The 24,354-nt window shown below is 59.8% G+C and carries 21 protein-coding genes; 6 read left to right on the top strand and 15 right to left on the bottom strand.

Annotated features, from left to right (window positions below):
- Positions 1-60 precede the first annotated feature (60 nt).
- Positions 61-918 (bottom strand): metallophosphoesterase, encoded by an 858-nt coding sequence (locus K663_RS05385; protein ID WP_062120391.1) that lies wholly within the window; start codon positions 916-918, stop codon positions 61-63.
- Complete coding sequence (glmU, locus tag K663_RS05380; RefSeq protein WP_235589527.1) at positions 915-2,207, bottom strand: bifunctional UDP-N-acetylglucosamine diphosphorylase/glucosamine-1-phosphate N-acetyltransferase GlmU; 1,293 nt, start codon at positions 2,205-2,207, stop codon at positions 915-917. Before glmU ends, K663_RS05385 begins: the two co-directional genes overlap by 4 nt.
- Positions 2,208-2,366: 159 nt before the next feature.
- Here glmU and K663_RS05375 point away from each other — a divergent pair, with 159 nt between their 5' ends.
- Complete coding sequence (locus tag K663_RS05375; protein ID WP_062115065.1) at positions 2,367-3,035, top strand: HAD-IA family hydrolase; 669 nt, start codon at positions 2,367-2,369, stop codon at positions 3,033-3,035.
- 140 nt (positions 3,036-3,175) lie between these two features.
- Entirely contained in the window at positions 3,176-4,348 is a 1,173-nt protein-coding gene (locus K663_RS05370; protein ID WP_062115062.1) for a GGDEF domain-containing protein, read from the top strand.
- A gap of 57 nt (positions 4,349-4,405) precedes the next feature.
- Here K663_RS05370 and lpdA read toward each other — a convergent pair whose 3' ends face one another.
- From lpdA to K663_RS05330, 8 genes are all read right to left on the bottom strand, one after another.
- Positions 4,406-5,806, bottom strand: a complete 1,401-nt coding sequence (gene lpdA, locus K663_RS05365) for a dihydrolipoyl dehydrogenase (RefSeq protein WP_062115059.1) — start codon at positions 5,804-5,806, stop codon at positions 4,406-4,408.
- 112 nt (positions 5,807-5,918) lie between these two features.
- Complete coding sequence (gene odhB, locus K663_RS05360; protein ID WP_062115056.1) at positions 5,919-7,160, bottom strand: 2-oxoglutarate dehydrogenase complex dihydrolipoyllysine-residue succinyltransferase; 1,242 nt, start codon at positions 7,158-7,160, stop codon at positions 5,919-5,921.
- An 8-nt stretch (positions 7,161-7,168) separates the two neighbouring features.
- The gene (locus tag K663_RS05355) at positions 7,169-9,964 is read right to left on the bottom strand and encodes a 2-oxoglutarate dehydrogenase E1 component (RefSeq protein ID WP_062115053.1); all 2,796 of its coding nucleotides are present in this window, start codon (positions 9,962-9,964) and stop codon (positions 7,169-7,171) included.
- Positions 9,965-10,051: 87 nt separating this feature from the next.
- Positions 10,052-10,936, bottom strand: a complete 885-nt coding sequence (gene sucD, locus K663_RS05350; RefSeq protein ID WP_062115050.1) for a succinate--CoA ligase subunit alpha — start codon at positions 10,934-10,936, stop codon at positions 10,052-10,054.
- A 99-nt stretch (positions 10,937-11,035) separates the two neighbouring features.
- Positions 11,036-11,998, bottom strand: coding sequence for a malate dehydrogenase (mdh, locus tag K663_RS05345; protein ID WP_062115047.1), 963 nt, complete (start codon positions 11,996-11,998; stop codon positions 11,036-11,038).
- 280 nt (positions 11,999-12,278) lie between these two features.
- Positions 12,279-13,391 (bottom strand): cell division protein ZapE, encoded by a 1,113-nt coding sequence (gene zapE / locus K663_RS05340; RefSeq protein WP_062115043.1) that lies wholly within the window; start codon positions 13,389-13,391, stop codon positions 12,279-12,281.
- A complete protein-coding gene (locus K663_RS05335; RefSeq protein WP_083535958.1) occupies positions 13,388-13,819 on the bottom strand; it encodes a PaaI family thioesterase in 432 nt (143 codons plus the stop codon). The genes zapE and K663_RS05335 overlap by 4 nt, the downstream gene beginning before the upstream one ends.
- A gap of 35 nt (positions 13,820-13,854) precedes the next feature.
- Positions 13,855-14,643, bottom strand: coding sequence for a succinate dehydrogenase iron-sulfur subunit (locus K663_RS05330; protein WP_062115037.1), 789 nt, complete (start codon positions 14,641-14,643; stop codon positions 13,855-13,857).
- A gap of 161 nt (positions 14,644-14,804) precedes the next feature.
- Between K663_RS05330 and K663_RS05325 the strand changes: the two genes are divergently transcribed.
- Positions 14,805-15,887 (top strand): hypothetical protein, encoded by a 1,083-nt coding sequence (locus tag K663_RS05325; RefSeq protein WP_062115033.1) that lies wholly within the window; start codon positions 14,805-14,807, stop codon positions 15,885-15,887.
- On the opposite strand, the gene K663_RS05320 is transcribed toward K663_RS05325, so the two are convergent.
- Entirely contained in the window at positions 15,865-16,830 is a 966-nt protein-coding gene (locus K663_RS05320) for a glycosyltransferase family 4 protein (protein ID WP_145902240.1), read from the bottom strand. The genes K663_RS05325 and K663_RS05320 overlap by 23 nt on opposite strands.
- Positions 16,831-17,063: 233 nt before the next feature.
- On the opposite strand from K663_RS05320, the gene K663_RS05315 reads away from it, so the two are divergent.
- Together K663_RS05315 and K663_RS05310 are read left to right on the top strand one after the other, a co-directional pair.
- Positions 17,064-18,146 (top strand): CDP-alcohol phosphatidyltransferase family protein, encoded by a 1,083-nt coding sequence (locus K663_RS05315; RefSeq protein WP_062115029.1) that lies wholly within the window; start codon positions 17,064-17,066, stop codon positions 18,144-18,146.
- Complete coding sequence (locus tag K663_RS05310) at positions 18,143-18,571, top strand: HIT family protein (RefSeq protein ID WP_062115026.1); 429 nt, start codon at positions 18,143-18,145, stop codon at positions 18,569-18,571. Before K663_RS05315 ends, K663_RS05310 begins: the two co-directional genes overlap by 4 nt.
- Here K663_RS05310 and K663_RS05305 read toward each other — a convergent pair.
- Complete coding sequence (locus tag K663_RS05305; protein ID WP_062115023.1) at positions 18,559-19,323, bottom strand: phosphocholine cytidylyltransferase family protein; 765 nt, start codon at positions 19,321-19,323, stop codon at positions 18,559-18,561. The genes K663_RS05310 and K663_RS05305 overlap by 13 nt on opposite strands.
- Before the next feature lie 127 nt (positions 19,324-19,450).
- On the opposite strand from K663_RS05305, the gene K663_RS05300 reads away from it, so the two are divergent.
- Positions 19,451-20,770: a lipopolysaccharide biosynthesis protein gene (locus tag K663_RS05300; RefSeq protein WP_062120388.1), complete on the top strand. Its 1,320-nt coding sequence runs from the start codon at positions 19,451-19,453 to the stop codon at positions 20,768-20,770.
- A gap of 244 nt (positions 20,771-21,014) precedes the next feature.
- On the opposite strand, the gene K663_RS05295 is transcribed toward K663_RS05300, so the two are convergent.
- From K663_RS05295 to K663_RS05285, 3 genes are all read right to left on the bottom strand, one after another.
- Positions 21,015-22,178 (bottom strand): hypothetical protein, encoded by a 1,164-nt coding sequence (locus K663_RS05295; RefSeq protein WP_062115020.1) that lies wholly within the window; start codon positions 22,176-22,178, stop codon positions 21,015-21,017.
- 185 nt (positions 22,179-22,363) lie between these two features.
- Entirely contained in the window at positions 22,364-23,362 is a 999-nt protein-coding gene (locus K663_RS05290; protein WP_235589525.1) for a hypothetical protein, read from the bottom strand.
- Positions 23,363-23,509: 147 nt separating this feature from the next.
- Positions 23,510-24,328 carry a nucleotidyltransferase family protein gene (locus K663_RS05285; RefSeq protein ID WP_062115013.1) on the bottom strand — a complete coding sequence of 273 codons (819 nt, stop codon included), beginning with the start codon at positions 24,326-24,328 and terminating at the stop codon, positions 23,510-23,512.
- Positions 24,329-24,354: the final 26 nt, after the last annotated feature.

Genomic DNA, 24,354 nt, shown 5'->3' with positions numbered 1-24,354 from the left:
GTGAGAGATGATCCTCGCCTGCCTATGGCACGATCGACAATCCAGCGACAGGGGCCAGTATCATTCTGGACGAATTGTCACGAGCAATACATCCGGCGGTGAAAGCATACGGATCGGCAACCCGCTGGTGCCGATTCCCGCGGATACAATCATTGATTTCGCACGCTCGCGAAACGTGCCGCAGGCATATCGCGTACCGAAGCGGGACGGCACATAAATGATGCCTGCAAAAGGAAACGCAACCTGACCGCAATGGGTATGCCCCACCAGCGCCAGCAGCCGCCTGTCGGGCAGAGCCGGAAAAACGTCAGGCCCGTGAGACAGGACAATCGGCGCCCCGCCCAACGCCTCCATAGCCTGCAAGGTACCGGGAATATCCGGGCGTCCGGTGTAGATGTCGCGCAACCCGCCGATCACCAGCGGCCCTCGGCGGACAGCCTGGTCCATCAACAACTGAATACCGATGCGATCGAACAGCTGACGCCATTGATTACGACCGATCCGAGCGTGACGCCGAGCATCATGGTTGCCCAGAACCGCCAACACCCCCATCGGCGCCTGCAAAGCCGCAAAGGGCGCTATGCTCGCGGCCGGGCCATAGGTCGCGCCGCCCTTGCGATCACCGATATAATCACCGCCGAGCAGGACGAGATCGGGCTTTAGGCCGTTCACCTGCTGCACAATACGCGCCATTCTTTCCGGGCTGTTGTCCGGCCCTGACAGATGGCTGTCGGTTATCAACACCACTGTCACCGGCCGCTGCTCCGCATCGGCGGGGTAAGGAAGCATTATTTCCGCGCGCCGCACGACTGGCATCGCGCGCGCATTACTAAAGAGCCACAGGACGAAGCCGAGCGACAACAACACGGGAATGAGTAACGCCCAGACGCAGCCTGGGCGGCGGAGCAGATGGGTCACTTGGCCGCTTTTCGCGCCTGCATGTGGACGCGGAAGCGCGCCGCCCAACCCGGCTTTGCCTCCTGCGCGGGGCGCACGAGGCAAAGGGCGTCGGCCTCCACCGCCTTCGTCACGACGCTGCCCGCACCAACAATGGCGCCTTCACCGATCCTGACAGGCGCAACCAACGCGCTGTTGGAGCCTATGAAGGCCCCGGCGCCGATCTCTGTGCGATATTTGAAGAAGCCGTCATAGTTGCATGTGATCGTGCCCGCGCCGATGTTCGCGCGCGGGCCGATGCTGGCGTCGCCTATATAAGACAGGTGATTGACCTTCGCGCCTTCACCCAATTCCGCCTTTTTCACTTCGACGAAATTGCCAACCTTCGCATTGATCCCAATCTTTGCTCCGGGACGTAGCCGCGCATAGGGACCGATCTCCGCCCCCGCATCAATGGTCGTCCCTTCAAGGTGAGAAAAGGCGTGGATGACCACATTGTCAGCAACTGTGACCCCCGGCCCGAACACAACGTTGGGTTCGATCAGAACATCGCGACCCAGCACCGTATCATAGGCGAAAAACACCGTTTCCGGCGCGACGAGCGTAGCTCCGTCGCGCATCGCTTCGCTGCGGCGCCGGTCCTGCCAGGCGGCCTCAACGACTGCCTGTTCCATGCGGCTGTTAACCCCCGCGACTTCCCATGCCTCAGCCTCTATGACCGCACTCTGGGCACCGGGCAGCATGACGACGTCGGGCAGATAATATTCGCCAGCCGCGTTATCGTTGCCAATCTGGTCGAGCAGCACGAACAGGTCGGTCGATCGCACAGCCATCAGGCCCGAATTGCACAAGGTAACGGCGCGCTCGTCCGCATTGGCATCCTTATACTCGACCATCTTCTCGATGATGCCCTGGCCTGAGGTGATGATCCGTCCATAGGCGGCAGCATCCTCAGGACGGAACCCCAGGACTACAGCACGCAGGTCATCCCCCTGATTAAGTCGGTCCAGCATCGCTCGCATGGTCTCAGGCCGCACCAGAGGCACGTCACCATAGAGGATCAATATGTCACCAGCAAAACCGGCGAGCGCATCATGCGCCTGCGCCACGGCATGGCCCGTCCCCAGTTGCTGGTCCTGCACCGCGATCACCGCTCCAGTGCCAGACACCTCCGCCTCCACCTGCTCCCGGCCAGCGCCGACCACCACGACCTGTCGCTCCGGCTTGAGTTCAGCGATGCTGCTCAGCAGGTGCAACAACATTGGCCGGCCAGCCACCGGATGCAGCACCTTGTGCTTGGTAGACTTCATGCGGGTGCCTTGGCCTGCGGCAAGGATGATAACGGCGAGTGGGCGGGTGGCGGTCACGGCGGATCGCGTCCTCTTCTTCCTGTGAAAGATCGACAAATCTCGCCGCTATCTGCCACGTTTGGCTTGCTTTTGCCACCGCCCAGACGGCATGAGCCGCCAATGACCAGCATCCCATTTGATATTGTCGGGTTCGACCTTGACGGCACCTTGCTCGATACCAGCGGCGACCTGACGGCTGCGGTGAATTACGCGATCGCCATTGATGGACGCTCCCCCTTTGGGGTGGATGCGATCCGACCCTTTGTCGGCAAGGGCGCGAAAGCCATGCTGGAACGCGCGCTAGCAGCGTCGGGTGGCTATGACGACGCCTTGCTGACAAAGTTGCTGCCGATACTGTTGGATTATTACGAGCAAAATCTGGCGATCTACTCGGTCCCCTATCCAGGCCTGGTGGCCGCGATGGACGCGCTGGAACGGGCGGGGGCAAAGCTCGCCATCTGCACGAACAAGGCGGAACGCTTCACGATCCCGCTGCTTCATCAGATCGGTCTGTCCAACCGCTTCGCAAGTGTCATAGGCGGCGATACATTGGGCGTGTCGAAACCTGACCCTGCCCCTATTCATGAGATGATCGCGCGCGCTGGTGGTGGCCGCGCCATTTTCCTGGGCGATACGATCAACGATATCGCGGGCGCACGCAACGCCCGTATCCCCAGCATAGCCGTCAGCTTCGGATTCCTTGATGGGCCCGTCGAAGAACTGCAGGCAGACGCAGTCATCCATCATTTCGACGAGTTGGCGCCGCTCCTGCAAAACTGGTCCCGTTGATCTCTACGCCCGCCTTTGATCCATAACGGATCAACATCTGGTCGATTCTGGAAGTATTTGTTAACGCAGGACTTATACCGCGCTCTCGACGGCCGGCCCGCGCCTGCTCCACTCGCAACAGCAGATGAAAGTCAGCCAGCATGGGCGAGAATTTCGCTTTCTTTCTGCCGGTCATGATGGCGAGCTTCGGCGTCATGTTCCTGATCGTCTGGGGATGGAATGTGCGCGCGGCAGGCTGGTGGAGCGCGGCCTTCTTTTGCGTGGCTGGCGGCTTTTCGGCACCGATGGGATTCGCGGCGATGCCGATGCCTGTCTGGGGTATTATCGCGGATCTTCTCTTTGCCACTGGTTTTCTGCTGTTCAGCCAGGCGCTGCTCCAACGCTGGCGCCCTTCCTGGCTTTTGACGGCGCGACTGGCGATCTGGGGCAGCTCAATACTGCTTTGCATCCTGGCCAATAGTATCGGTAATTTGCCCTTGGAGCTTGTCGCGTCCGATTTCGGCTGCTTCCTTCTGATCGCCCTGCCCCTCATCGCGGCAAAGGGCCATTTGGACGGCAGTGCTGATCGCGCACTTTTCGCGGCGGCGGCGCTTACCGCCTTGGATAATTTTCTTCGCGGCAGCACGATACCGCTCACAATCGCCGCTGATGGTGATTTTTTCACCAGTTCCTACGCCTATCTAATGCAGGCGCTTGCATGCGTATTCGGTCTGTTTCTCGCACTATCCGCGTTGGCGACCCAGGTGATCGATCTGCTTGGTCGTTATCAACGCGAAGCGATGGTGGATCCCCTGTCCGGCTTGTTGAACCGCCGGGGATTCGATGATGCGGTATCCAAAATCGAGGCCGCAGGACAGCCTGGGGGCAGCTTGGTCGTCTGCGATATCGATCACTTCAAGCTGGTCAACGATGAACATGGGCACGCGGTTGGGGACTCAGTGATCAGCACGCTCGCACAGTTGCTGACCGGGGCCGCTCCTGCGGGCGCGATCGCAGCCCGCTTCGGCGGCGAGGAGTTCGTCCTGTTCCTGCCTGGCGTCGATGCCGCTCACGCAGCGGAAATCGCCAACGATTTACGCGTCGGCTTTACGCAGACAGTGGCGGCAAAGCTGCAAATCGATCGTGCGCTGACCGCCAGCTTTGGCCTCTCCACGGTGCAGCGCAGTGATAGTTCGATCCACGACGCCATCGCCCGCGCAGACGAAGCGCTTTATGAAGCGAAGTCGCGCGGTCGCAACCGTGTGTGCGTTCGGCGCGCCCTTTCAAGGCCCGCGCCCGATCGCTCAGCCCCCACCCAAACAGCCTGCGCGTGAAACAGAAAGGGCCGCCCTGAGGCGACCCTTTCATCTCGATCAAGTAGCGGTCAGCGATCACATATGGATCGGCTTGCCCATCACCGCCATGGCGGCTTCCTTGATCGCTTCGCTATGCGTGGGATGGGCGTGGCAGGTATAGGCGATGTCCTCGCTCGATGCGCCGAACTCCATCGCCTGCGCCGCCTGCGCGATCATGGTGCCCGCAACCTTCGCGATCACCCAGATGCCCAGCACCTTGTCCGTCTCGGCATCGGCAATCACCTTCACAAAACCATCGGATTCATGATTGGTCTTGGCGCGACTGTTCGCCAACATGGGGAACTTGCCTACCTTGACCGGACCACGCTCCTTGGCGGCTTCTTCCGTCAGGCCAACGCCAGCGATTTCAGGACTGGTGTAAACTACCGACGGGATCACACCATGGTTCACGATTCCGGTCAGCCCAGCGATGTTCTCCGCAACAGCGATGCCTTCATCCTCGGCCTTGTGCGCCAGCATTGGCCCCGGGATTACGTCGCCAACAGCCCATACGCCAGGAACCTTGGTCGCAAAGTCATGATCGGTCTCGATCTGGCCGCGCGCGTTCAGCTCCAGGCCGATCTTGTCGAGACCCAGGCCATCCGTATTAGGACGGCGGCCGATCGACACCAGCACCACGTCCGCTTCGATCGTTTCCGAATCGCCCCCAGCCGCTGGTTCCACCGTCAGCGTGACGCCCTTCTTATGCGCTTCGGCACCCGTGACCTTGGTGCCGAGCTTATATTCAAAGCCCTGCTTCTTGAATATCCTGTTCGCTTCCTTGCGAACTTCCCCATCCATGCCCGGCAGAATCTGGTCCAAGAACTCCACGACCGTGACCTTCGCGCCCAACCGGCGCCAGACCGATCCCAATTCCAGACCGATGACGCCGCCGCCTATAACAACGAGGTGGCCTGGCACCTTGTCCAGTTCAAGAGCGCCGGTAGAATCGACGATCACGCCCTTTTTGTTGTCCACCTCAACACCGGGAAGTGGCGTTACCGAGGATCCGGTGGCGATGACGATGTTCTTGGCAGTGACGGACTTGCCCGCGACTTCGACCGTGTTAGGACCAGTAAAGCTGGCAAGGCCTTTCAGCCAATCGACCTTGTTCTTCTTGAACAAAAATTCGATGCCGCCGGTCAACCCCTTTACCGCATCCTTGCGCTGGCCCTGCATCGTGTCGAGATCGAGGCTCATCTTGTCGATCTTGACGCCCAGCTTCGCGAGCGCTCCGCCAGCTGCTTCCTCATAAAGCTCGGAGGCATGCAGCAGCGCCTTCGACGGAATGCATCCGACATTGAGGCAGGTGCCGCCCAACGTCTCGCGGCTTTCGGCGCAGGCGGTCTTGAGTCCCAGCTGCGCGGCACGGATCGCCGCGACATAGCCGCCCGGCCCCGCGCCGATCACCAGGACGTCATAATCGAAGTCTGCCATAACAATCTCCGTCCGCCCTGAGCCTGTCAAAGGGCTTGCTTCTTGTTTGTCCCTCACGCGGAAAGGACGGGGCTACGACAGGCTCAGCCCGAACGGGAAGACAGGGCGGGCCTTACAGATCGATCAGCAGGCGGGTCGGATCTTCGATCGCATTCTTCACCGCGACGAGGAATGTCACCGCTTCACGGCCATCGATCAGGCGATGGTCATAGCTGAGCGCCAGATACATCATCGGACGGATGACGATCTCACCATTGCGGACGACTGGGCGGTCCTCAATCCGATGAAGGCCCAGAACAGCCGACTGCGGCGGGTTGATGATCGGGCTCGACAGCAGCGAGCCGAAGACGCCGCCGTTGGAGATGGTGAAGGTGCCCCCCTTCATATCTTCCATCGTCAACGTGCCTTCCTTGGCCTTCTTGCCGAAGCTGCCGATCGTCTTTTCGATATCGGCAACGCTCAGGCTCTCCGCATTGCGGATCACCGGTACGACGAGCCCGTTGGGTGCCGACACCGCGACCGAGATGTCGGCGAAGTCGTTATAGACTATCTCATCGCCTTCGATCTGCGCGTTGACACCGGGGATATCCCGAAGCGCCATACAGACCGCCTTGGTGAAGAAGCCCATGAAGCCCAGACGAACGCCATGCTTCTTTTCAAACAGGTCCTTGTACTTCGCGCGCGCCTCAATGACGTTGGTCATGTCGACGTCATTATAGGTGGTGAGCAGCGCTGCGTTATTCTGCGCCTCCTTGAGGCGTTTGGCGACGGTCTGGCGCAAGCGGGTCATCTTGACGCGCTCCTGCTTGCGGCTGGGTCCCGCTGCCGGTGCTTCGGCGGCAGGTGCCGCCGCGGCAGCCGATGCGCTCGCCTTTGCCGTACCCGCAGCGACGGCGGCCATGACATCGTCCTTGGTCAGGCGACCGTCCTTGCCGGTGCCCTTGATCTTGCTCGGATCAAGGCCATGCTCCAGCACCAGCCGCCGCACAGCGGGCGAAAGGGTCAGATTGCCACCTTCTTCCTCATCGGCGGGTGCCGATGCGGCCGGTGCCGGCGCCGCTGCTTCCGCCTTTGCGGCGGGGGCCGGCGCAGCCGCTGGCGCCGTTGTGGTGGCCGCGCCTTCGTTGATCATTGCCAGCAGCGCGCCGACGTTTACCGTGTCGCCTTCCTTGGCAATGATGTCGCCCAGCGTGCCCGCGACCGGCGCTGGCACATCGACAGCGACCTTGTCGGTTTCAAGGCTTACGATCGGCTCGTCTGCCTTCACGGCCTCGCCCGGTTTCTTGAGCCACTGGCCGACAGTTGCTTCGGTGACGGATTCGCCCAGGGTGGGGACTTTGACTTCGGTTGCCATAAGCTGTCTCAGCCTTTCTTCTGGCGGCGGATTTCTTCACGAACGCTGTGACCCAGCGCATCGGCGACGAGGGCGCCCTGTTCGGCGACATGGCGCTTCGCCAAGCCAGTAGCGGGCGACGCGGCAGCCTTTCGACCGGCATAGCGGGCGCGCATGGGCGCTTTGTCAGCTTGCGCCAGCGCTTCCTCGATATAAGGTTCGACGAAGAACCAGGCACCGTTGTTGCGCGGCTCTTCCTGGCACCAGACTACGTCTTCAAGGTTGGTCATCCGCTTGATACGGGTGGCCAGCGCCTCAGTTGCGAAGGGGTAGATCTGTTCGATACGAACGATCTGAACATCCTTGTCACCCGCCGCGTCGCGCGCTTCGAGCAGGTCGTAGAATACCTTGCCCGAGCAGAGAACCAGACGACGGGTTTCGCGATCGTCCGCTGCGTTGGGATCCGACAAGATACGCTTGAAGTGGGTATCTCCCTGGAAGTCCTCCGCCTTGCTGACCGCCAGCTTGTGACGAAGAAGCGACTTGGGCGTCATGATGATCAGCGGCTTACGGAAAGACCGCAGCATCTGACGGCGCAGGACATGGAAATAATTAGCGGGCGTCGTGATGTTCGCGACCTGGATATTCCCCTCCGCACAAAGCTGGAGGAAGCGTTCCAGACGGGCCGAGCTATGTTCCGGCCCCTGCCCTTCATAGCCATGCGGCAACAGGCAGACGAGGCCGTTGGAGCGCAACCACTTCGTCTCGGACGATGCAATATACTGATCGAACACAATCTGAGCACCGTTGGCGAAATCGCCAAACTGGGCTTCCCAAAGCACCAGGCTCTTGGGATCCGCCAGCGCGAAGCCATATTCGAAACCAAGCACCCCATATTCGGAAAGCGGCGAGTCCAGCACCTCAAAGCGGCCGTGGGGAACGGTGGAGAGCGGGATATATTTATTCTCGCTGTCCTGATCGACCCAGACGGCATGACGCTGGCTGAAAGTGCCGCGGCCTGAGTCCTGCCCCGACAGGCGGACGCCATAGCCTTCCGAAAGCAGCGAGCCGAATGCCAGCGCCTCGCCGGTCGCCCAGTCGAAGTTCACACCGTTCTTGAACATCTCGGCCTTGGCTTCGATCACGCGCTTCAGCGTCTTGTGGACGTTGAGTCCTTCGGGAACCGTGGTCAGCGTCTTGCCAAGGCTGTCGAACAGCTTTTGGCTGATGGCGCTTTCCACATTCTGGCGCGCGGTTTCGGCATCGGCGGGCTTATGCAGGCCCGACCAGCGCCCGGCAAACCAGTCCGCCTTGTTGGCCTTATAGCTTTTCGCGGCCTCGAACTCTTCCTCAAGATGGTTGACGAAGTCGCCTGTCACCTTGTTCACGAAATCATCGTCAACCACGCCTTCCGCCTTGAGCCGCGCCGAATAAACGTCGCTGACAGGGGGGTGCTGGCGGATCTTCGCGTACATCTGCGGCTGAGTGAAGCTGGGTTCGTCACCCTCATTATGGCCGAAGCGGCGATAACACCACATGTCGATGACAATATCGCGATGGAAGGTCTGACGATATTCGATCGCCAGCTTGCATGCGAAGGTCACGGCTTCCGGATCATCGCCATTGACGTGCAGGATCGGCGCCTGAACGCCCTTCGCCACATCGCTGGGATAGGGCGACCCGCGCGAAAACTGCGGCGAGGTCGTGAAGCCGATCTGGTTGTTGACGATGAAATGGATGCAACCGCCGGTATTGTAGCCAGACACGCCCGAGAAGCCGAGGCATTCCCACACGATGCCTTGGCCTGCAAAGGCGGCGTCGCCGTGGATAAGCACAGGCAGGACCTGCTCATGCTTGTTCAGATCGTCACGGAAGGTCTGCTGCGCGCGCACCTTGCCCAGGACAACCGGATCGACTGTTTCCAGGTGCGACGGGTTGGGCACCAGCGACATGTGGACCTTGATGCCGTCGAACTCGCGATCGGTGGAGGTGCCAAGATGATATTTGACGTCGCCCGAACCGCCGACATCCTCAGGATTGGCAGTGCCGCCAGAGAATTCATGGAAGATAACACGGAAGCCCTTGGCCATTACATTGGCCAGGACGTTCAGACGGCCACGATGGGCCATGCCATATACGATTTCGCGAACACCCAGCGCGCCGCCATGCTTGATAATCGCTTCGAGCGCGGGAATCATGGATTCGCCGCCATCCAGGCCGAAACGCTTGGTGCCAACATATTTGCGGCCCAGGAACTTTTCGTACTGCTCACCCTGGATCACCTTGGACAGGATCGCCTTCTTGCCCTCAGGCGTGAAGTGGATCTCCTTGTCCTTGCCTTCCAGCCGGTCCTGCAGGAAACGGCGTTCCTCGACATCGGCAATGTGCATATATTCCAGGCCGACATTGCCGCAATAATTGGCACGCAGGATCGCGACGATCTCGCGCACGGTCGCATATTGCAGCCCCAGGGTGCCACCAAGATAGATTTTTTTCTCAAGGTCATGCAGACCGTGATATTCTGCCGTCAGGTCAGCGGGCAGATCACGATGCGTAAGGCTTAAGGGATCGAGATTCGCCGCCAGATGCCCGCGCACGCGATAGGTCCGAATAAGCAGTTGCGCGCGGATCGCATCATCAGCGGCGCTGACCGCGTCCGCATCTGAAACCGCTTTGCCCGCTGCCTTGGCAGCCGCCTTCACAGCCACCTGCATCTGCGTCGGATCAAGGGCGCCGGTCAGGTCATCCGTGTCCGTCAGCGGCCAGTTGGAGCGTGCCCAGCTAGGTCCACGCTCAGCCTCAAAATCCTGGTTCTCGTAACCCATTTCATGCGTCCCATGCCGACCGCGTGCAGTCGCGGAGCGGGGTAACGAGCGACCGGGGTGCAGCCCGGTCGCCTTGCCTGCTCTGGCTTAGCCTTTCAGCACTTCCACCAGCGTCGAGCCAAGCTCAGACGGGCTGGCAGCAACCTTGATGCCGGCCGCTTCCATGGCAGCGATCTTGCTTTCCGCGTCACCCTTGCCGCCCGACACGATCGCGCCGGCATGGCCCATGCGGCGACCCGGAGGCGCCGTGCGGCCAGCGATGAATCCAGCCATCGGTTTCTTGCGACCACGCTTGGCTTCGTCGATCAGGAACTGGGCGGCCTGTTCTTCCGCGTCGCCGCCAATCTCACCGATCATGATGATCGATTCGGTTGCGTCGTCAGCCAGGAACAGTTCCAGCACGTCGATGAAGTTGGTGCCGTTGACCGGGTCGCCGCCGATGCCGACCGCAGTGGTCTGACCCAGACCCGCATTGGTGGTCTGGAACACGGCTTCATAGGTCAGGGTGCCCGAACGCGATACAACGCCGACCGAACCCTTGGAGAAGATCGAACCGGGCATGATGCCGATCTTGCACTCATTGGGGGTAAGGACGCCGGGGCAGTTCGGGCCGATCAGGCGCGACTTGCTGCCAGACAGGGCGCGCTTTACGCGCACCATGTCGAGCACCGGGATACCTTCGGTGATGCATACGATCAGCGGGATTTCGGCATCGATCGCTTCAAGGATCGAATCCGCAGCGAACGGCGGCGGAACGTAGATGACCGAAGCGTCAGCGCCGGTCTTCGACTTGGCTTCCGCAACCGTGTCGTACATCGGCAGGCCGATATGGCTCGAACCACCCTTGCCGGGCGTAACGCCGGCCACCATCTGCGTGCCATAGGCAAGCGCCTGTTCGGTATGGAAGGTGCCGGTAGCGCCGGTCATACCCTGGGTGATGACCTTGGTGTTCTTGTTCACCAGAATGGACATGTCAGTCCCTTTGCATTCCGTGGACGTGGCACTTCATGTGGAGGCAGCTTGCCCCAGGCTGCGCACTCACCTGGGACATGCTGGTGCAGCTCTTGAAGCTCAGGCGAGCGAAGAATCGATGCCCTTGCAGGCTTCGAGCAATTCCTTGACGGCATCGACAGAAACCTGAAGGTTTGCCTTGGCCTCGTCATTGAGGTCGATTTCAACGATCTGCTCGACGCCAGCCTTGCCGATGATCACGGGCACGCCGACATAGAGATTGTCAACGCCATACTGGCCGGTCAGGTTCGCGGCGCAGGGCAGCAGGCGCTTCTGGTCGAACAGATACGCTTCCGCCATGGCGATGCCGCTGGTCGCGGGCGCGTAGAAGGCCGAACCGGTCTTGAGCAGGGCAACGATTTCACCACCGCCGGAGCGGGTGCGCTGCACGATCGCGTCGATGCGCTCCTTGGTCGAACGGCCCTGCTTGATAAGGTCAGGGATCGGAATGCCCGCAACGGTCGAATATTCGACGACCGGGACCATGGTGTCGCCATGACCGCCCAGCACGAAGCTGTTCACTTCCTTCACCGACACCTGGAATTCTTCAGCCAGGAAATGGCTGAACCGCGCGGAGTCGAGAACGCCCGCCATGCCGACGACCTTGTTATGCGGCAGGCCGGAAAATTCGCGCAGCGCCCAAACCATTGCGTCGAGCGGGTTGGTGATGCAGATGACAAAGGCGTTCGGGGCATTGTTCTTGATGCCCTCGCCCACCGCCTTCATGACCTTGAGGTTGATGCCCAGCAGGTCGTCGCGGCTCATGCCCGGCTTGCGAGCGACACCGGCGGTGACGATGATAACGTCGGCATCCTTGATGTCGGCATAGTCATTGGTGCCCGTGATCTTTGCGTCAAAGCCTTCCACTGGGCCGCACTGCGACAGATCCAGCGCCTTGCCCTGCGGCACGCCTTCGACCACGTCGAAGAGGACGACATCGCCCAGACCCTTGAGAGCAGCGAGATGCGCGAGCGTACCGCCGATGTTACCAGCGCCGATGAGCGCGATCTTCTTACGGGCCATATGCAATCATCCTCCAAGCACGGATATATGGAATTGCCGCCCGCTTAAGCCCTTATCCCTGCCGTTTCAACCTACGAAACACGCTTCGCCCAATTTATCTTTGCAATTCATTCGCAGTTGCATTAGTGGCTGTTTCGCCCCTGTCCGCATGCGCTCCTACCCTGGCGCATCGCCCTTCCCGCAGCGGCCACCTGCCGGACGCTTCCCATCGGGGGGAGCGTCCGGGCTATTTCCAAGCAGGCTGCCAATGCATGGGCATGCGATCAGAAGGTGAAAAAGTCTATTTCGGGCCGTGGCCGAGGGCCAGATAATCATCCGACTGCATTTCCATCAGCCGGGACACTGTGCGCTCGAATTCAAATGCGCCATCGCCTTCCGGATAGAGCCGTGCCGGCTCAGCATCGGCCGCCGCAAGCAGCTTCACCTTATACTCGTAAAGCGCATCGATCAGCGTCACGAAACGCGCAGCTTCATTGCGGTTTTCCGGTCCCAACACCGGAATGCCGACCAGGATAACGGTGTGGAACCGCCGCGCGATAGCCAGATAATCGGGCGCGCCCCGCGCTTCGGCGCACAGACGCTTGAAAGAAAAAACCGCGACACCCTTCAAGCTTTTAGGCACGTGCAGCGTCCGTCCGCCCTGGACGGCAATATCTTCTGCAGGAACCTTCGCGCGATTTTCCACTGGATAGTCCGTGAGACGGAAGAAGGCTTCGGACAGCGCCTTGGTCGCCTCTGGGCCATTGGGCGCATGCCACAGCTTGGCGTCGCCCAGTCGATCGAGCCGGTAGTCGGTCGGACCGTTAAGGGTCATGACGTCCAGCCGTTCCTTGATCAGGTCAATGAAGGGCAGAAAAAGCTGGCGATTGAGGCCATTCTTGTAGAGTTCGTCCGGCTCGCGGTTGGATGTGGTGACGATCGTCACGCGCTGCTCGAGCAGGCCGGCAAAAAGGCGAGACATGATCGCGGCGTCCGCCATATTGTTGACGACCATCTCGTCGAAGCAGAGCAGCCGGGCCTCTTCCGCCAGCGATTCCACGACGGGGGGGATCGGATCGCCTTTCTCCGCCTTGCGCGCTTCGGCCAGCCGCGCATGAACGTCGAGCATGAATTCGTGGAAATGGGCGCGCTTCTTACGGTGGATCCTCACCGTATCGAAGAACAGGTCCATCAGCATCGATTTGCCGCGCCCTACTCCACCCCACATATAAAGGCCGCGCGGCGGCTCGGGCGCCTTACGAAGCAGCTTCCACAAGGTCGAGCCGCGTGGCGGAGCCGCTTCCAGCTCCTTTTGAAGAGCATCCAGGCGACGGGCAGCGGCCTCCTGATCGAAATCAGCGCGCAATTCGCCCGCCGCGACAAGCGCGCGATATCGCTCGATCACGCTGCTCATTTGGGGGATGGCGCCTTGCCCAAGGTTGCCGTCGAAGACGCAATCAGCCCATCATCCTGACAGATAGTCAGGCGCATGAACATCAGCCGCCCGGTTTCACGGAGCAATTCGACCTCCGCTTGCACGGGCGGCCCAACTTTGCCTGCCGCACAATATTGCATGGACAGGTCAACCGTCACAGCCCCGACCTGTTCCGGGCGACCCATGGCCACAAGGCCCGCAAAATAGGCGTGATCTGCAAAGCCCGCCAGAAACCCGCCGTGCAATGATCCCAGGCGATTGGCGTGGGACGAGCGGGTTTCCAGCATGACGATGGCTTTTGTGGAGCCTTCGCCTCGCGAATAGCTGGGACCGATCGATAGGTCGAGAAAGTTCCCCACTACCGGTTCGGTCCAGATCAGCCACCCAGCCCACGGCCCATCAGGCACGCGGCTCACACAACCCGCATCGCCACTCACGCTTGTCAGAGCTGCCGTTCGACCATCATCTTCTTGGTCTCCGCGATCGCCTTCGCCGGGCTCAAACCCTTCGGGCAGACGTTCGCGCAGTTCATGATCGTATGGCAGCGATAGAGGCGGAAGGGATCTTCCAGCTCATCCAGGCGCTCGCCGGTATATTCGTCGCGGCTGTCCGCCAGCCAGCGATAGGCCTGGAGCAGAATGGCCGGACCGAGGAACTTGTCCGAATTCCACCAGTAGCTGGGGCAGCTGGTCGAACAGCAGGCGCACAGGATGCACTCATAAAGGCCGTCAAGCTTCTCGCGGTCGGCGGGCGACTGGAGCCGCTCCTTACCGCTCGGCGGGGGGCTGACGGTTTGCAGCCATGGCTTGATCGAATTATACTGCGCGTAGAAATGCGTGAAGTCGGGGACGAGATCCTTGATGACGTCCATGTGCGGCAGCGGCGTGATGCGCACTTCCTTGCCCGCGCATTCCTCGATCGAGGTGGTGCAAGCGAGGCCATTCTTGCCATTCATGTTCATGGAACAGGAACCGCATATGCCTTCGCGGCAGGAACGGCGGAACGTCAGCGTCGGATCATATTCATTCTTGATCTTCAGCAGCGCGTCGAGAACCATCGGCCCACAATTGTCGAGATCGATCTCGAACGTGTCATAGCGCGGATTCTGACCCGAGTCGGGGTCGTAGCGATAGACCTTGAAGCTCTTGACGTTGCTTGCCCCGTCAGGCGCCTTGTGGGCCACGCCCTTACCGGAAATCTTGCTGTTCTTGGGCAGAGAGAATTCGGCCATCTTATTCGCTACCTCGCGGATGTCATGATGCGCAGCTGGCTTGCAATGGGTCGGCGCAATAGCAAAGATCCGGAAAAGGTCCAGCCCTTAGGTTGTACGACCGTTGCCAAAACCGGCAGCGCCCTTCATGGGCAAATCCATTCGACGATCAGGAGCATGCATTGGCGAAGATCGCTTTTCTAGCCATTTCCGAAGCGCACCAGATTTTCCACTGGCTCCCCGGCGCGCTTCAACTGGCGCGCGCCTACCCCATTGAGGTAACAGTTCTTTCACCGTCACGCCGGATGCTCGAATTTATTGATAGCTTCGATACCGAGAAACGCCTTTCTTTGCAGAAGCTGAGAAAGCCACCCTTCTCGCCTGACTCGCTGTTTCAGTTGCCCTCGCGTCTGGCGGTGCTTCTGATGAACTATGACCGGCTGTCCCTTTTCCCTTATATCGCGACCACGGAAGTTTCCTCAGCGCATTTGCGAAGGATTCCTGGTTTTTCAGCGCGAATGATCCATTTGAAGCACGGCGCCGGGGATCGGGAAGGTGGCTATAATCCCCGCCACGCCGCGTATGATTTAACACTGGTGATGGGGGAGAAGGACAGGGCGCGCCTCATTGAGAGAGGGCTTGCCACGCTCGATGATTGCGAGGTCACAGGATATTCCAAATTCGAGTTGATGGGCCCACCCAGACGCTTCTTCACCAATGACAATCCGGTCATCCTCTATAATCCGCATTTCGACCGGAAACTGTCGCCTTGGCATGACCATGCCGAAAGCATCCTGCGGCATCTGGAAAGTCTGCGGAATTTCAACTTTATCATCGCGCCCCATGTCAAGAGCAACGCGGGGCGGTTGCTTCGCTCTTCATCCCAGAACATCCGGATCGATCTTGGCAGTCGCTATTCTATTGACATGACATACGTGAACAGCGCGGACATCTATATGGGCGATATTTCCAGCCAAGTTTATGAATTCATCAGGCAGCCGAGACCCTGCATTTTCACGAATTTCGTGAACATCGACTGGCAGCAGCGCGACCAATTCGCCCACTGGCATATGGGTCAGGTCATCAACAGCCTGACCGAACTGGAGCCCGCTCTCGCTCGTGCTGATGAGCGTCAAGCCCAATACCAGACGCTCCAGGAGAAACGCTTCGCATTGTCCGCCAGTATCGAGCAGCGCCCCGCGTCCCAACGACAGGCGGACGCCATTGCGCATTTCATGTCGATCAGCCCTGCGGCGCTTGGCTAACCGGCGGCCTTATTTTCTCGCTGACCGACCCGGCAAGGGCCATCCATTGCGAGCCCACCGCATCGTTGCCATAGAGTGTCTCGATATGCTTTCGCGCGGCCTCGCATCCCGCATCGTCGCTTGGATGGGTCGCTCGATAGCGATGTAGCCCCTGCTGCCAGTCATCCAGCACGATGAACGGCCGCAGCTCTTCATAAGCGGGGATAGTATCCGCGATCACACCCAGCCCCGCGCGCAACGCCGTAGCAGGTCGGTTGATCGTCTTGCCAACGGTATAGTCGTTCTTCGCAACTGGGACGATAGCTACGTTGTGCATCTTCATGGCTGGCCAGAAACTGCCCAACGTCCAAGGAAGATAGAAGTGCGGGATATCCCACTGGCGGGATGCGCTCCAGTAACGAAGGCGCTGATCTCCGATAATGGTCAGGGTGACTTTGTGCGACCGGGAAAATAGCTCCAACTCTCGCACAGCGGCGTGGACATGCACCAAGCCGGACCTGCTGCCTTGGCACTTCCCGAACCAAACACAATGCATTGCACCTGTGTGAATTCGCTGGAAGCGACGCAGCCGCATCATGTCAAAACGCTCCTTCAGCGAAAGACGGCCACTCAGAGTGGATAAATCCTCCAGCATGTCGGGAATGACGAGTTGTTGAGCACTCATAAGCGGGACTCGGCCGCTTATCTGCTCCTGAAGCGCCGGGGTAGCGTAAACGACAACGTCGGCGAGCAAGAGAATCTCCCGCAAACATTCGATTTTGCGGGCCTTGGCCGGGCTGTCCTTGGCTTCGAAGATGTTGTCGCAAATGTCGAAGATTACGCGCTTGCCAGCCGCCTTGGCCGCACGCGCCAAGAGCAGGGTTGCAGATTGCAGCGACTTGGAAAAGATGATCGCTTCATAGGCTTCGACACCTTTCTCCGGGTCAAACAAATCTGTCTTCACGCCCCTGCCCCGGAGATATTCCATAGGTTGAAGCAGACGGAGCCTGATACTCGCCTTAGAAGGATCGAAGCTCTTCGCGTACCATCCGATCAAGATATTTCCTTCGTGCGACAGCGGGGGCATTGCCATCGTTTTCCGGCAGTCGCTCTAAAATACGCGACGCTCATTGCAAGCTGGAATATCGGCACACTTATAGCTAGCGCAGCAGTTCGGGTGCTTCCTCACTTAAAGGAATAATCACTTTGGACGATGCGGTGCGGTTCGTGAATGAAAATCAGACGCCTGTCTGGGGCATATCCAATAAGGAACGATGCCGTCGTTTGACCGTGAGCGCGACACAAGCAGGAGCGGCCGTCGCCTCGAGCCATCAACTAATCTTCAATCTTCGCTACGTCTTCGACCCTCTGTTGCTCCGATTGGTGTTAGAGGAGCCCGGTACCGTTTTCACCTGGAACGGTGAATTGGTCGTCGCGCAGACGCCATCGGGCACCGATCCATTACACGCCTCCCATGTCATCGACCTTGCCGATGGCCGCAAGCTCTACAACCGCCAACTGCGCAAGCTGGAGCAGCCCTTTGTCCGCGAACTGACCCCCGCTACCCGGCGTGAGATCGAACGGCGCAGCTATATGGGCGCCTATAAGGGCGTGACGGATCTGCTCACCAAATATCTGTGGCCCGAACTGGCGCTGTGGCTTACCCGCTTCGCAGCGTCGATCCACATGACGCCGAACATGGTCACTGCCATCGGCGCCACCTTCTGCCTGATTGCGACCTATCTTTTCGCGCAGGGCATGTACTGGACCGGCATGCTGGCGGGCTTCATCTTCATGGTGCTGGATACCGTGGATGGAAAGCTGGCGCGCTGCACCATCACATCGTCCAAATGGGGCAATGTCGCCGATCATGGCGTCGACCTGATCCATCCGCCTTTCTGGTGGTATTTCTGGGGCGTGGGGCTGTCGGCGTGGGGGCTAGCGCTGCCGAACGGGACCTTCGCAGTCGTCATGGCGATCATCGTGGGCGGCTATGTGCTCCAGCGTTTGATCGAGGGGATGTTCATCAAGGATTTCGGGATGGACATTCATGTGTGGAGACGGTTCGACAGCTGGTTCCGGTTGATCACGGCGCGGCGCAATCCCAATATGGTGATCCTGTTCGTTTCGCTGCTCGCGGGGCGGCCGGATCTGGGGCTGATCGCGCTTGCGTGGTGGACGGCGATCTCATTGATCGTTCATGCGGTGCGGTTGCTGCAGGCCTATGGTGAGAAGCGCGCGGGGCGGGCGATCGTCAGCTGGATGGAGGCGAAAGCGTGAATGAAACCATTGAAAGATTCGGTTTTCCAGCGACACTGGTGGCCGAGTATGAGCATTGGGTCGTGTTGCTGCGTCCGGCGCAGGCGACGCTGGGGTCGCTGGTGCTGGCGGCGAAGTCTGACGCTACGGCTTTCGGGGATCTTGAGGGGCAAGCCCATGCCGAACTGGCCCAGGTGACCAAGGCGATCGAAGCAGCGCTTTCAGAACTGATCGGTTATGAAAAGATCAATTACCTGATGCTGATGATGGTCGATCCGCATGTCCATTTCCATGTCCTGCCGCGCTATGAGGGTAGCAGGGAGCATGCGGGGATGACCATCACAGATGCAGGCTGGCCGGGCCAGCCGGACCTTGGCAGCGCGGTCAAGCTGGACAGCGCGCAGATCGCGGCGCTGACCGGCTGGATCAAACCCTATTTCGCGTAGCGCCCTTCGGCCAGCCAGCGAGCGGTAAGCGTATTGGCGGCATCCACATCCTGCGGGAAATCGACCTCCTGCCAATCCAGCCCCTGGATAGACACGGTGCCTACCCGGTTGCCCCTGGCGATCAGGTCGATCGCGCGGAGATACCAGCGTTCGACCCCTTCGGGCGTGCGCATCATCTGGTCGATCTGGCTGCGGAAGATCGCAGGCCCCTCCCCCCGAAACGCCAGCATGCCGATCGATTCGGCGTTGGTGTCGGGGGGCAGCAAACGCTTGCCGATGGCGTGCAGGCGGCCTTCCGCATCGCGGTTCACCTTCATGTCGTCATCGTCATATTCGGCCTTCACATCGACCGTGACGGTGATGGCGTCCTGCGCCCCTGCGATCAGCTTCGCCACGATCTCGTCCGATATGATCGTGTCGCCATTCAAGATGATGAAGTCCCGGTCCATCTCCTCCCGCGCGATCCAGCAGGTGCCCAGATTATCCGCGACCTGGAAGAAGGGGTTGAACAGCGTGCGGATGCGCGCGCCCGTTTCCCGGTAAAGCTGGAGTGCATGATCCTCCACCCGCTCCGTCCGAAAGCCGGTGACGACGACGATGTCCGTCACGCCATTGGCGACCAGCGCCGCGACCTGCCAACTGATGAGGCTGCGGCCGTTGAAGTCGATCATGCACTTGGGCACGTCGCGGGTCAGCGGCAACAGGCGCGAGCCCTGCCCGGCGGAAAGGATGATGGCTTTGCTGATGCTCATGGAAAGGCGCCATAATGGCTTTGCCCCGGCGAGGGAAGCCGAGGAGATATTTGCCCTTCGCGCCGCATTTCCCTAGATAGCCGGGCAAGAGGCGGTGAGCGAAAGGCCCGGAACACAAGTGGACAGCATGGACGGGTCGAGCGAGGCCAAGGCAGGCTTTGCCCGCATCCTGGCAAATACCGGCTGGCTGCTGGGCGGCAAGGGCGTGGGCGCGGTGCTCAGCCTTGCCTATCTGGCGATCATCACCCGGACGCTGGGCGTTGCCGATTTCGGCCGCTTCGCACTGATCCTGAGCGCGGCGACGATCGTCAAGACGCTGGTGAGCTTCGAAAGCTGGCAGATCGTCGTGCGTTATGGGCAGCCGCACCTGATGACCGCCAATCATGACGCGCTTAACCGGGTGCTGCGTTTCTGCATTCTGATCGATCTGGCGTCGGCGGCGGCGGGCGGCGTGATCGCGGCGGTCATCCTGGTCGCGTTCGGGCCGATGATGGAGCTGTCCCCCGCGATGGCGTGGCAGACATGGCTGTTCTGCATGGTCATGATGATCACCATCCGGTCGTCCCCGACAGGTGTGCTGCGCCTGTTCGACCGATTCGATCTGGCGGCCGCCGCGGAAACCATGGTGCCGATAGGCCGCATGATCGGCGCGCTTGTCGCATGGGCGTTGATGCCGGACATCACAGGTTATCTGATCGCCTGGGCGGTGGCGGAGCTGCTGTGCGCGGCGACATATTGGCGGCTGGCGCTGCGCGTGGGCAGCGAGCGGCTGGGCAGCTGGCGCGCGGGCCGGGCCATGGAGGCGCGGCTGGAAAATCCCGGCATCATCGGTTTCCTGACCGCGAGCAACCTGCAAACCACACTGGTTTCCATGGGACAACAACTGGCGGTGCTGGTCGTGGGGTTGTTCGCGGGGCCTGCGGGCGCGGGCCTCTATCGGCTGGCCAATCAGCTTGCCCAGTCGCTGACGAAGATTTCCGGCCTGCTTTCCCGCAGCATCTTCGTTGAGTTGAGCCGGACCCATAGCAGCCATGGGCAGGACGAGTTGCGGACGCTGTTTCGGCGCACCAATCGGCTGGCCTATGTTTCCGGGGCGGTGATCATTGCGTTGATCCTGATGCTGGGGCGCCCGTTGCTGGGTCTGATCGCGGGCGATGCTTTCCTGCCCGCCTATCCGCTGCTGCTGCTGCTGGGCATTGCGGCCTGCATCGACCTACTGGGCGTCAGCTATCGCCCGCTGCTGATGGCGACTGACCGGGCGTCGCTGTCGCTGCGTATCACGCTGGTGACGACGGTCTTGCTGCTTGGCTTGCAGGCGGTGCTGCTGTCGATGCACGGGACCATCGGCGCTGCGAGCGCGAATGTGATCGCGTCGGTGGTGGGGTTTGTGATGATGGGGCTGGCTAGCCGGAGGGCGGTGGCGAAGGGTGGTGCGGGTTTGGGGTGATGGGCGTGTGAGCGCATTATGAGCCGCCTTAGAAAGGGGTCATGGAAAGTGACGAGTTGCCATATTAGTTACGGCAAATTGCAGACGTAAAAGACTTGTATCCAATCCCGCAGCCGATCAAAGCGCAGCCTCGCGCTTCGACGGTTCCCAGGCACTTCGGGTTGCCACCCTTGCGCGGATGGATCTCTTTCGGCGCCTTCCTCTCGGCAGGCTCGCCGATGCCTGCTTCGTTGATCTGGCTTTCTCAGCTTGCTGGCTTAAACACGGTTGCTTCCACTAACTCCGCAGTGCGAATTATCGGGTCAACATCTCCGAAGCAGGGCATGTCATCTTCATTCCATCTCAGGCCCATCAATGCGGATTTAGCGCGCTCGCGTTGCACCGGACGAAATGATCCATGCGCCTCGGTGACCCGCTCAAGCGCAGCGCCGATTTCGTGATCGAGTTCTATCACCTCGCCGAAATTCCACATAGCAAAGCTCTCGTCCCCTCGCCATTCGACGCCATGAGCATTCACGAATATGCACGGCCTCGGCCGGATGCAAAATTCGTACACTTGGCTGCTCACATCGCCAATGTAGATGTCCGAACCCAATGTATAGGTCATGTCGATCGATCTTTCCGATCCCAGGTCTACCGCGACCCGGCCCTGTACTGATAAATTATTCCACTCCTGCCGCTTTGCTTCGCTCCAGCCTTGGGCAAGCCGCACATGCGGCGCGATGACCAGGTTAAACCGCTCTTCCTTCATGACAGCGTCAACCAAAGGGCGGACGAACATATCAGCTGAACCTAAGCTCTTCTTGAAGTGGGGATTATACAAGATGGTGGGTAGTTGATTTGAGAACAGGCGAGGACGGCTCTCAACTGATTTGAGCATCGCTGCGATCTTTACAGGGCCGCCAACATGGCATTGTGTCGGCGCGACAACGCCCGACCCGATTAGCCGGTCGCGATCCTTTGCACCCGCTACGATGACATGGTCGAACAAGGAGAAGCGCTTTTCAAATCCTACCGCGCGATCTCCAGCACCGTGCGGTATGTGGATCAGCGGGGGGCTACGGCCTGGAAGCCGTTTCAGAAGCGTGCTGGTGCGTTCCGCACATAACATCGTTTCACAGGCGCGCAGCCTTCTCGACGAGTTTAGCAAACGCAGCATCTTGTGAAGCTTCGTTGGTGCTGCGGCCAGACCTGGCGGAAGACCCATGATGACAATTTCAGGCAGAGCCGCTTTGATCTTTCGAGCCAGCCCCGCAAGTGCGCAAGCGTCTTCGCGCGATGGAACGAAGATCGTCACTTCAAATCTTCCCCGCCGCTGCACTTCGCACGCCACGGGAATAAAATGCGGAAATTGCTGCGCGCCACCAATGGCAATCACATGAAGCCGAGGCTTTGATGCAGCTCTCATTTTACGCATTTTCCTCGTTTTAGGGAGTGGCCCGATGTGCTCGCGAAATAGTTGCCCGCCAGTCGATTTCTGCCGATCATTTGCCTCTGAACGTTATTCGGCTGACGCCAAGCTCGGAGTCCGGTCTTTCTCGATATCCAGTAGCGTCTTCGCGATGATCTGCAAAAGGGTTGAGGCAGGAACTGCTATCCTCTAAGCCGATCAGCTAGACCGAATTTTTCAAAAACAGCGCTCATCTGTTCCTGATTACGATTTTTCTTGTAGTTTTGATGTCGGAGTGCCGTCATCTGACTCCCCCTTACTACGTGGTGCTTCGGCTGTATGCCGAGATTTGTCGGCACGACCGGCGTACCAGCCAAAATTGCCATAGCCTTGAACCAGATATCGTCCTCGGTAGGGCATAACTGCTTGAATGTAGAAATGTCTTGAACCCGCGGATCTAAGGCCTTGGGGGGATAGAGCACGCCGCCTGTGCCATAGGCAAATGCCCTATGACTGGGAACAGCGGCGTGCGCCCCCTGATTGACACTGCGCGTCAGGGCAGCTGGCGTGAGAAGTTTCCCTTTCTTGATGCATTTTGGCCTGCCGTGTCGATCCAGCGGAATTTCCCGCGCCCAGTTTGCAGCTATAGCGTCCGGAAATTTCTTGTGCACACCAAGTATGCACGCGATCGTGTTTGAAGGATATATTACATCATCATCAAAAGTAAAGATCAAGTCTTTTGGAAAATCTCTCAATGCATAGATGAGCTTGGTATGTGGACCCACGTCAGACACAAAGTGAATGGACAATCCAAATTCGCGAAGCCTTCCTAATCTGTATGGAATATCCTCTTCTCGAATTGTATCTGAAATATACAGATTGATGACACGGGGGCGAACCGTTTGCATGATGACGGATTCAATCGCAGTATGGACGAAATCCAGGCGATCTTTCAAAGTGGTTACGCTGGCAACAAGTGTAGATTCGGTTCGACCATACAAATTACTGATAGTCAGCAAGTTAGAGGTTATTTCCGCCTGAGAATTCACAATGTTATTGATAGTGTAATGAAGTTTCTGATCATGACGGATCATCAACGTCATAAGCACTGTCGTCCCAATCAGACAGGCCGCGACGCCAACCAACAAAAAAATTGAGAAAAACATACGGCCCCCGTTGAGTTCGTGCGCCTGTAATACCAACGGATTTCCCGGTCCACCTATTCTCCACCTCGTTGGTGCACGGTTGTCTAGCGGAGTCGTACCGCCGTAACCAAGAGTTATCGCCGGAAGCCGTCAGTCCGCACGCCACCCATCCTTTCGGGTCGCTGGCATGACGGATTTCACTTTTTACTTCCTGATCGGACCTGTCGCCGACCCCACAGCCCCCATCCCCCCGCGTAATATCTCTTCGATCAGCTTCACATCCTCGACCTTGTCGGCGTCGATGCAGGCTTCGGCCTTGTGCATGGCGACCAGCCTGGCGGTCAGTCCGAAGCGGCGGCCTATGCGGGCTATGCCGCTGCGCAGGCCCAGCAGGCGGAGCAGCGCGCCCAGCAGGGCGAGGGGGCCGAAGGAGGCGATGATCTTCCAGCCCTTTTTGCGGTCCTGTTCGACTTCCTGCCAGAGCGCGATCACGGCGCGGGCCTTTGCGCTGCCGAACCAGAAGAGATTGGCGCCCGACCACCAGCCGTCGCGGAATTTGAGCCAGGTGCGGCGGGACGAGGGGTAGCAGGCGAGCAGCGTGGCGCGTTCGACCATGGCGACGGCGATGTCCGCCCCCTGCCCTTCGACAACGAACTGGTCGAGCATGGCTGCGTCAAGCAGGACATGATCCGCCGTGGTGACGAGCAGCGGGAATGGCAGGTCGGGGCGGTCGAGGAGGCCGAGCAGAGTGGAGGCGATGCCGCTGTCGCTGGTTTCGAAGCGCACCTGCGGATGGCTGGCGAGCCATGCGGTGGCGGGGTTGGCGGCGTACAGGTCCGGCGTTTGCGTCAGGATGATGAGCTGGCCGATCGCCGGGTGGGCCAACAGCGCGCGCGCGGGATAGTTGATCATCGGTTCGCCCGCGACCGGCGCGAGCGGCTTGACGGGGACGCCCGCCGCCTGCGCCAGGGGATCGGAACCGGGGCGCGATCCGGCGAGCAGCAGGGCGGTGATCTTCGTCATGGGCGCGGGTTAGCGAAGCCGCCGCG

The organism is Sphingobium sp. MI1205, from assembly GCF_001563285.1.
Classification (GTDB): Bacteria; Pseudomonadota; Alphaproteobacteria; order Sphingomonadales; family Sphingomonadaceae; genus Sphingobium.
The sequence above is the reverse complement of the archived record's forward strand: the minus strand, read 5'-3'. Positions and strand labels throughout refer to the sequence as shown.